This is a genomic window from Schleiferilactobacillus shenzhenensis LY-73, from assembly GCF_000469325.1.
GTDB classification, from domain to species: Bacteria; Bacillota; Bacilli; order Lactobacillales; family Lactobacillaceae; genus Schleiferilactobacillus; species Schleiferilactobacillus shenzhenensis.
In genome coordinates this window covers 284,310-293,155 of sequence record NZ_KI271582.1, presented here as the reverse complement: position 1 = coordinate 293,155, position 8,846 = coordinate 284,310, and the positions used below count along the sequence as shown (strand labels likewise).

Sequence of the window (8,846 nt, the reverse complement as noted above, 5' to 3'; positions counted from 1 at the left end):
AATGATTTCACCACTGAGCCCGTTTTGCCTCCGCTTGCTACGCGTTGGCACTCAATCTCGGGTAAAGGTGAGTTTTGTCACGCCCCTTGTGATGATGAAAATAATGGCATCGGACTGGGCTGACTTCTAATCGGTCCCAATCCATGAATAATATACCTCTGCACGCCGAATGACTTAATCGCTGGCCAGCATCGTGCGCACGTTGGCCAGTTCAAGAACGGAGCGGTCGTTGACGATCTTCTTTAACGGACCGACGATCTTGCCCTTGAGCTTCCAGTGACCCATGAAGTTGATTTCGGCGACGCCGTTGGTGGGGCCTAAGGAGCAGACGGTACCCAGACTTTGGAAGCTGAATGGACTGGGTGTCCGGCCATTGATCAGAGCCCGGATGTTATGGGCGGCGGTGTCGGCTTGGGCCACAGCGATTTGGGCTGTGGTCGGATACATGCGGCCGCTCGCCGGATCCGGGACGGCGGAAACATCCCCGATGACAAATTCGTGGGGGTGATCCTTAACGCTCAAGTCATTCGTCACCACGACCCGGTTACGTTTCTGATCGTAACCGGAATCAGTGATGACATGGCTCCCTTGAACGCCCGTTGTCCAGATAATCGTGTGGGCGGTGTAGCTGGTGTCTTTACTGTGTACGACGCCCGGATCGATCTTGGTAATCGGTGTGCTGGTGTGGAACGTCACCCCGTGGCTCTCCAGATAATGAACGGCATAGTCTGCCAAATCTTGCGAGAACATCGGCAGAACCTTGGGCATGGCTTCGATACAGTCGATCTTAATCTGGTCCGCCGGCAGATGGTACGCCGCAATTAATTGCGGCATCCGGTGCACTAAATCGCCTAAGTATTCGATACTGGTGAAGCCGGCGCCGCAGACGATAATATGCAAGTCGTCCGGATCATGACTGGTACTGTAATGCGCCAGGGTGTCTTCCAAATGCTTGCGGGCAGCGACGGCGGTGTCGATGTCAATCATCGGCAACCCGTTCTCCTCGGCCCCGGGAATGCCAAAGGTCTCTGACTCAAAGCCGAGACTGTTGACCAAGTAGTCATAAGACAACGGGTCATGGTGGGCCAATTCAACGCGCTGGTCATCCCGATCGATCTTGGTGACGGTATCGACGACCAAAGCCACATTGGCCGGCAGGACGTCCCGCAGACTGAATGTAATGTCTGCTGGTTCCCGAGTACCGACGGCGACCTCGTGGAGCTGGGTCGACTCATAATGATACGGATGATCGTTGACGATGGTGATCGTCATTTGCTGCGGGTGCTTGGCTAATAACTTGGCCACCCGCAAACCGGCGTAGCCAGCCCCCAAAATCAATACATTGGCCATAGAAAATAACTCCTTTCAGCAATAACGCAACTCCCATCACTTATGGTAGCACGCAAACGGTTTTTTTTCAGTGAAAACGACCTCATTCCGCTATTTTCATGTCCTTTTGCAGTATTTGCCGCCACGCAAAAGCCCCCGTACCACTGGGGCAGCGGGGGCTTGTGAAATAACAGGTCAGGCAGTCGGAACGGCGTGGATCGTGAAAAAGACAACCCCGTGAGCGGCTTCCTGCTGCGGCGTATAGATCTGGTACATCGCCCGGACCATATCAGCGACGCTGGTCCCCGCTGGCGATCCCACGGCGGTGGGCGGAAAATGACGCAGTCCCTGCTCGAAGGTGTCAAATTGGTTGATGTCAATAACCACGGCGGTCAATTCTTCGCCGCCGCGAGCGGGCACAGGGAGAAAGTGGAAGACGTCAGACGGTTGGACCTTATCGATCTCAGGCGTCCGCAGCCGAATCTCCACGGTCTTCGTCCCGGCTTTGACCAAGTCGTATTGATCAGCGTATAAGTGCAGCTGATAGGCCTGCATGACGATTCCCCCTACTCTATTTGCCGAATGCCTCGGTCAGCGGCGGCACGACTTGCTTCTTCCGGGAGACAACACCCGGCAGCTGAGCCGTCCCATTCCGTAAGGTGGTCTTGAACGCCTTGGCGAAGGTGTCCTTGGCGCCGGTCGCCCCGACAACGATGCCTTCGGTATTGGAATCCAAGATATTGGTCACCAGCGTCACGAACAGATCGTAATGTGCTTTTTTGGCTTCCTGCTTCATGGCATCCTTGAACTCATCAATACGGTCCTTCACGTCGCCGAGATCGACGACGTTCACTTGGGCGATCCGGACGCTTTGCCCGTTCATCTCGAAGCTCTTCGCGTCTTCGTCCACCAGCTCGGCCGCGGGTTTGCCGGCGATATTGGTGCCGGCCTTGAGCATGGTCAGACCATACTTCTTCGGGTCGATCCCTGCTTCTTGGGCCAGCGCCGCCAGTGCGGTGCGATCCTTCGCAGTGGTCGTCGGCGACTTCAAGAGCAGCGTGTCAGAAATGATGGCGGAAGCCATCAAACCAGCGATATTCTTCGGAATCTCCACGCCGGCCATTTGGTATTCCTCATAAATGATGGTGCTGACGCAGCCCACCGGTTCCGCGTGATAATACAACGGCTGGGCGGTATTGAAGTTCTGGATCCGGTGATGATCAATCACGTGCGTCACCGTCACTTTGTCAATGTCCGGAGCCGATTGCTGGGGTTCGTTGTGATCGACCAGCATGACCTTATCGACCTCATTGGAAACAGTCTTGACGACCCGGGGTGCGTCTGTGCGGAAATACTTTAGCGCATACTGGGTTTCGTCATTTGGTTCGCCCAAGGCTACAGCCTCGGTATCGTACCCTTTCTGCTTTTCCAAATAGGCGTAAGCGATTGCCGCTGCAATCGCGTCAGTGTCCGGATTTTGATGTCCAAAAACAAGTTGTTTAGCCATTTTACAACCTCCACATAATCGTACTTACGTTCTTCAGTATACCACAGAAGGCCGTCAGACCGGCCCGTCCAGCAATCGGTCAGCGTAGCTTTCGGTCTGTAAAAAAGCTTCCCACTCATCCGCAAAGGTGCGTACCCGGGGAATGGCGATTTTTTCCCGCCGGTACACGAAAGAGAGGTCCAATGCCACCTTCGGCGCAAAGCTGGCCGACGCCAAGCGCTTATCCGGATGGGCAATGAGAAAGCTTTCCGGCAATGCGCTGTACAAGCCGATACGGGCCGCCAGCAGCGCAATCTGTTCCGGCACGACCATGGTCGCGACGATATCGGGGGTGTCCGTGAGCGCGTCCCGAAAGACTTCCTGCATCCGGGAAGCAATGTAGAAGCCGGGCGGATACCCCACCCACCGATTGACCGGCACATCTTTGATAGCAATCGCCTTGCCAATCTTCTGATCCGCCGGATAAATAAAGCGGAGTTCATCCGTGACGATCTTTTGGGCATTGTACAACTGCCAGTTGCGGATATTCTCGTCAGGCAGGTACATGACCGCCAGATCGATGACGTTATTCTCTAAGCCTTCCCACAGTTCACGGCGGCTAAGCAGCCGCAGTTCCACCGTCACATCTCGGTGGCGCTGCAGATAAGCCGCCACGAACTGCTCAAAAACGGTCGTTTCGACGGACGATAAGATGCCCAAAGCGATGTGCCCCCGCTGAGGATTGCTGAACTGCTGGATCTGATCCGCGGTGGTATTGATAATATCATCGATCTGGTTGGCGGAAGCTAGCAGAACGTTGCCGGCTTCCGATAAGTAAAGTTTCTTTCCCACGGAATAGAACAGCGGGGCATGGATCTGTTTCTCCAGCTTCTTGATCTGCTGGGTCAAGGCGGGTTGAGAAATGCCCAAATTCTGGGCGGTCTGGGTATAATTCAGCGTCTGCGCCAGCTGCATGAAATAACGCAGCGCCTTTGGGGTCAAATGGGATTCAGTGGCCATTGTCTTCTCCTTTTGCTTGGGCAGCCAGTAAAGCTGCCCGTAACTGCGGGTCGACCGCGTATAAGTACAGCCCGTGCCGGCCGCGTTTGCACAGTACATTGATCGCATTGCGCATGATCTGGGCGCGGGCAGCGGTCAAATCAGGCAAGTCTGACCGCTTCTTGAAAGCTTCGTTATCTTGATACCGGGTAACGTCCACGGTCACCTGACGGGTGGCCGGATCATACCCGACGGACGGACCGAGAATAATGCCGGCATAGTTCAGGTCAAATCCTTGAATCGTATAAATCGAACCGACCTCGTGCAAGGTTTCTGGCCGCTGGGCCCAAGGGGTGGCGGTCATGCTGATCTTGTCCCAGGGCAGGCGGAGTGTGCCCGCGGTCACGTACCATTTGGTGGGACCAAATACCGTAAAGGGGAAGTCAGCTGTCGCCAATACGCGCGCCAACCCGTAACGGGCGTCCTGCTGTTCGATGCGCTGATATAACGGTGTGCCGTCGGCGAACACCCGCAAGTCATACCCAGGGTGCACCGGCCAGGGGGCGATGGTGCCCGCGGTAAACGCGTTGATCCAAGACTGGACGGCTGCCTGACTGTGTACCCGAAACTGGGTGTCCAAATCAAACAGCGTATGCGGATACGGGGCCAGCACCGTCCGCAACCGCGGCCAGTCCCAGTAGCTCTTGAGTTTCAACACCTGGTGCGGATCAAAAACCAGGACCGTGACTCGGCTGGCGCGAATGATCTCAGCCAGCTGGTTCGTCTGGTCGAACCGGTTATACCGGTCCGGTTCAGTCAGCAGCAGGTGGCCTTCATCCACGAAGGTGACGTCGGTGAGCGACCCCGACCGGTGCGCAGCGTTGATGAACGGGGTGGGCTTCATGAAATCTTTTTTCCGCAGCACGGGATTGGCCCCAGCGACTTCCTGGTAAATCTTCAGCATTTCCTGATGGTTCACCAGCAGCGTGTTCTGCGTTCCGGCCAGGGCGCCGCTGCCGCTCCGGGCCTGGGTCTGCAGGCTGGCAAACAGGTGGGCCAGGACAGCACTCTTGCCCGTGCCGGCATCCCCAGTAATCACAAACACCGCGTGGTCTGCCAGGGGCAAATGCTGCCTGACAAAGCTCATTACTGCCTGGGCCAGCTTCTCCTGGTCCGGACTGAACGTCTGCTCCGGACCCAGTAAAAACGTTGCCGCACTCAAATCAATATCTGCCACCACCGCATCACCTCTCCATCAACCGACGTCTATTACCATTCTACACGAGCGCCCGCCATCTGCCAGTCAAAAACACTCCGCTTCCCGCATGACGAATAGACTGCCGAACTCCGCGTAGAATGCCGCTCCCAAAATGACAAAAAGCCGATGCGCACTTTGCATCGGCTTTTTGTCATTTTATATCAACACACACACGTCAGACTAGCTGGCGTAACCACGGTAACTCGCTGTATCCAGTAGCTTCTCAGCATTTACGACCCGTTCCTGAGACGGCGGCTCAATCCCTTCCAAGGGGTAACTGATCCCTAACTCAGCATATTTCTTCACGCCCATGGTGTGGTACGGCAGCACTTCGACTTTATCAATGGCGTTCAGGGTGTGGATGTACTTACCCAGGTCGCGCAGATAGTTGTCGTAATCGGTCCGTTCCGGCACCAGGACGTGGCGGATCCACATGTGGTAACCATGTTCAGACATGTACTGGATCATTGCCAAGACCGTCTCGTTATTGAAGCCGGTAAGCTTCTTGTGCTGGGCAGAATCAATGTGCTTGATATCCACCAGCGAAACGTCCGTGACCTTCATCAGCTCTTCGAACTTGCTGAAGAAAGGCTCCTTGTAAGTGAACGGCTGGCCGCAGGTGTCCAAGCAGGTGTTGATGCCCATCGTTTTGGCTTTCTTGAACAGGGCCAGAATGAAGTCCAGCTGGACGAGCGCTTCGCCGCCAGAAACGGTAATGCCGCCCTTCTTGCCCCAGAATGCCTTGTAACGGATGGCATCATTCAAGATCTCATCCACAGTCATTTCGTCACCGACCCCGATATTCCACGTATCCGGGTTGTGACAAAACTCGCAGCGCATCCGGCAGCCCTGCAGGAACACGACGTAACGGATCCCTGGCCCGTCCACTGAACCAAATGTTTCAATCGAATGGACATACCCCACTAAGGGTTTCTCTACTTTTGCTTTTTGCAGTGTGGCAATACTCGTCGCCATGGTCCCTCACTCCTTTGCGTGTTCTCGGCATGGTGCTGACCGGCACAAACGGCGTCACCGGGACGCCGTCTCTGCCGGCGGGGGCAAGCTGCCCTGCCCCCGCCATGTTTCCTAAAGGGTCATCAGATTACATTGTTTCGAAGAACGTCCGAGCAATAACGTCGTCCTGCTGTTCCTTGGTCAGGTCAGCGAAGTAGACGCAGTAGCCGGATACCCGGACAGTCAATGTCGGGTATTCTTCCGGATGCTTCTGGGCATCGATCAAGGTGGCTTTGTTGAAGACGTTGATGTTCAAGTGCATCCCGTTGTTCTCCATGTAGCCGTCGATCATGTTCACCAGCGTATCCTTACGGGCATCGTCGTCGTGGCCCAATGTGTTGGGCGTTACGCCGAAGGTGTTAGAAATGCCGTCCCGAGCGTAGTGATAAGGAATCTTGGCGGTGGAGAGCAGAGAGGCCAGAGCGCCGTTCTTTTCTGCACCGTAAGCCGGGTTAGCACCAGGGGAGAAGGGTTCGCCAGCCTTGCGGCCGTTCGGCGTGGTCCCCGTGTTCTTGCCGTAAACCACGTTGGATGTGATGGTCAATACGGACGTGGAGAGCTTCGCACCGCGATACAGATGGTGGGTGTTCATCTTAGTGAAGAAGGTCTTCACCAGCCACTTGGCAATGTCATCGGCGCGGTCATCATTGTTACCGTAACGAGGGAAGTCCGGGTTGTCGACGGCGTAGTCCACAGCCAAGCCGTCTTCGTTGCGGATCACCTTGACGTGACCGTACTTGATGGCAGAAATGGAATCAACGGCGTGGGACAAGCCAGAAATCCCAGTGGCGAAGGTCCGATCCAAATGGGTGTCCTTCAACGCCAGTTGCGCTGCTTCGTAGTAATACTTGTCGTGCATGTAGTGGATGGTGTTCAGAGCGTTGACATAGACATCAGCCAGCCAGTCCATCATCTTGTCGAATTTCTGCATAAATTCATCGTAGTCGATGTATTCAGAAGTGATCGGCTCGTAGTTCGGGCCCACTTGCGCACCGGCCAGTTCGTCCTTGCCGCCGTTGATGGCGTAAAGAACGGTCTTAGCCAGGTTCGCCCGGGCACCGAAGTACTGCATCCCATCGGCAATCGGCTGAGCGGATACACAGCAAGCAATGCCATAATAATCCGTGCCCCACTCGTTGCGCATCAGTTCGTCGTTCTCGTACTGGATCGTGGAAGACTTGATGGAAACTTCTGTCGCATAACGCTTGAAGCCGTCAGGCAGCTTGTCATCCCAGAGCAAAGTGATGTTCGGTTCAGGGGCAGCACCCATGTTGTCCAACGTCTTCAGGAAGCGGAAGGCAGTCTTGGTGACATGGTGGCGGCCATCAGTACCGACGCCAGCCAAGGACAGTGTGGCCCAGATCGGGTCGCCAGAGAAGAGGCTGTTGTACTCAGTCGTGCGGATGAAGCGCACCATCCGCAGCTTCATGACCAAGTGGTCGATGAATTCTTGCGCCTGCTCTTCAGTGATCAGGCCGCGGTCCAAGTCACGCTGGATGTAGGCATCGATCACGGTGTCGATCCGGCCAACAGACATCGCTGCCCCGTTTTGCGTCTTGACAGCAGCCAAGTAGCCGAAGTAGATCCATTGAATGGCTTCCTGAGCGTTTTCTGCCGGCCGGCCAATATCGTAACCATAGCTGGCCGCCATCTTCTTCATGGCCTTGAGCGCCTTCCACTGGTCATTGACTTCTTCACGCAGTTGGATAACGTCATCGGTCATCTCGCCGTCGCCAATGTTGTTCCAGTCGTTCAGCTTCTCTTGCATCAAGCGGTCGATACCATAGATGGCGATCCGCGGGAAGTCAGAAACCAGACGGCCGCGGCCGTATGCATCCGGCAAACCAGTGACGATCTTGTAGTGGCGTGCCGCCCGCATATCGGGTGTGTATGCATCGAAGACCCCTTGGTTGTGGGTCTTGCGGTAGTCGGTGAAGATCTTGTGCATTTCGGGATCGATTTCAAACCCGTAAGCCTTCAAGGCATCTTCAGCCATCCGAATCCCGCCTTCAGGCATGAAGGCACGCTTCAACGGCTTGTCGGTTTGCAGCCCAACGATGGTTTCCAGGTCCTTGTTCAGATACCCAGGGCCGTGGGAGGTGATGGAAGAAACAACATTGTTATCAGCTTCCAAAACCCCGCCAACTTCCCGCTCCTTCTTCTTGAGCGCCAGCAGTTGGTCATTCAAAGTGGTAGTTGCAGCGGTGGGACCAGCCAAGAAAGCCTCGTCACCATCATATTGGTTCAAGTTCTTGTTGATGAAATCCCGGACATTGATCTCGTTCATCCAGTCGCCGGGTTGGAAGCCTTCCCAGCAGGTGGGCGTTGTTGCTTTTTCCATTTGTTTCATTACTGTCTACCTCCATACGGTAAAGTGCCATTGTGTGTGTTGCACTGCTACAGTTCTTACATATTTAGTATAACACGTCACAACCCCGGTGCAAGCCCTTTCTTGCCCGTCAATGCTGGCGTTGGGTATGTTTTTTAGAAGAAACCGCATCGTACCGCGGTTTGCCTAATGGTCTGGTAAAGAATTGCTTCAGGAAAAATTAATATCTGTATTTCTTTGCCGAAAAATCTGTGTCATAACAGCGTTTTATTCTAAAACTGTACTACCACAGCGGTCTAGGCAGACAGCTGTAAAATCTTAGGGACCCCCAAGATTATTGTTCACCAATGAACGGTTGGGGTTTCACCTACTGTATCAGATTGGGCCAGTGGAGTGCAACAGGTTGCCACCAGAAGTAGAAAATCCGCGAT

General features: G+C 54.7%; 7 protein-coding genes. All 7 read right to left on the bottom strand.

Going from position 1 to position 8,846, the window contains the following annotated elements; translation table 11 throughout:
- Positions 1-174: 174 nt before the first annotated feature.
- The 7 genes from L248_RS01325 to pflB all read right to left on the bottom strand — a co-directional run bounded on the left by L248_RS01325 (position 175) and on the right by pflB (position 8,436).
- On the bottom strand, positions 175-1,350 hold the full coding sequence (locus L248_RS01325; protein ID WP_022528234.1) for an NAD(P)/FAD-dependent oxidoreductase: 1,176 nt from the start codon (positions 1,348-1,350) through the stop codon (positions 175-177).
- A 174-nt stretch (positions 1,351-1,524) separates the two neighbouring features.
- Positions 1,525-1,884 carry an ASCH domain-containing protein gene (locus L248_RS01320; RefSeq protein ID WP_022528233.1) on the bottom strand — a complete coding sequence of 120 codons (360 nt, stop codon included), beginning with the start codon at positions 1,882-1,884 and terminating at the stop codon, positions 1,525-1,527.
- 16 nt (positions 1,885-1,900) lie between these two features.
- The gene (locus L248_RS01315; protein ID WP_022528232.1) at positions 1,901-2,836 is read right to left on the bottom strand and encodes a manganese-dependent inorganic pyrophosphatase; all 936 of its coding nucleotides are present in this window, start codon (positions 2,834-2,836) and stop codon (positions 1,901-1,903) included.
- A 54-nt stretch (positions 2,837-2,890) separates the two neighbouring features.
- Positions 2,891-3,835 carry a LysR family transcriptional regulator gene (locus L248_RS01310; RefSeq protein WP_022528231.1) on the bottom strand — a complete coding sequence of 315 codons (945 nt, stop codon included), beginning with the start codon at positions 3,833-3,835 and terminating at the stop codon, positions 2,891-2,893.
- Positions 3,825-5,042: a DUF2075 domain-containing protein gene (locus tag L248_RS01305; RefSeq protein WP_040534371.1), complete on the bottom strand. Its 1,218-nt coding sequence runs from the start codon at positions 5,040-5,042 to the stop codon at positions 3,825-3,827. Before L248_RS01305 ends, L248_RS01310 begins: the two co-directional genes overlap by 11 nt.
- Positions 5,043-5,252: 210 nt before the next feature.
- Complete coding sequence (pflA, locus tag L248_RS01300; protein ID WP_022528229.1) at positions 5,253-6,047, bottom strand: pyruvate formate-lyase-activating protein; 795 nt, start codon at positions 6,045-6,047, stop codon at positions 5,253-5,255.
- Positions 6,048-6,174: 127 nt separating this feature from the next.
- Complete coding sequence (gene pflB / locus L248_RS01295) at positions 6,175-8,436, bottom strand: formate C-acetyltransferase (protein WP_022528228.1); 2,262 nt, start codon at positions 8,434-8,436, stop codon at positions 6,175-6,177.
- Between the last annotated feature and the right edge of the window lie 410 nt (positions 8,437-8,846).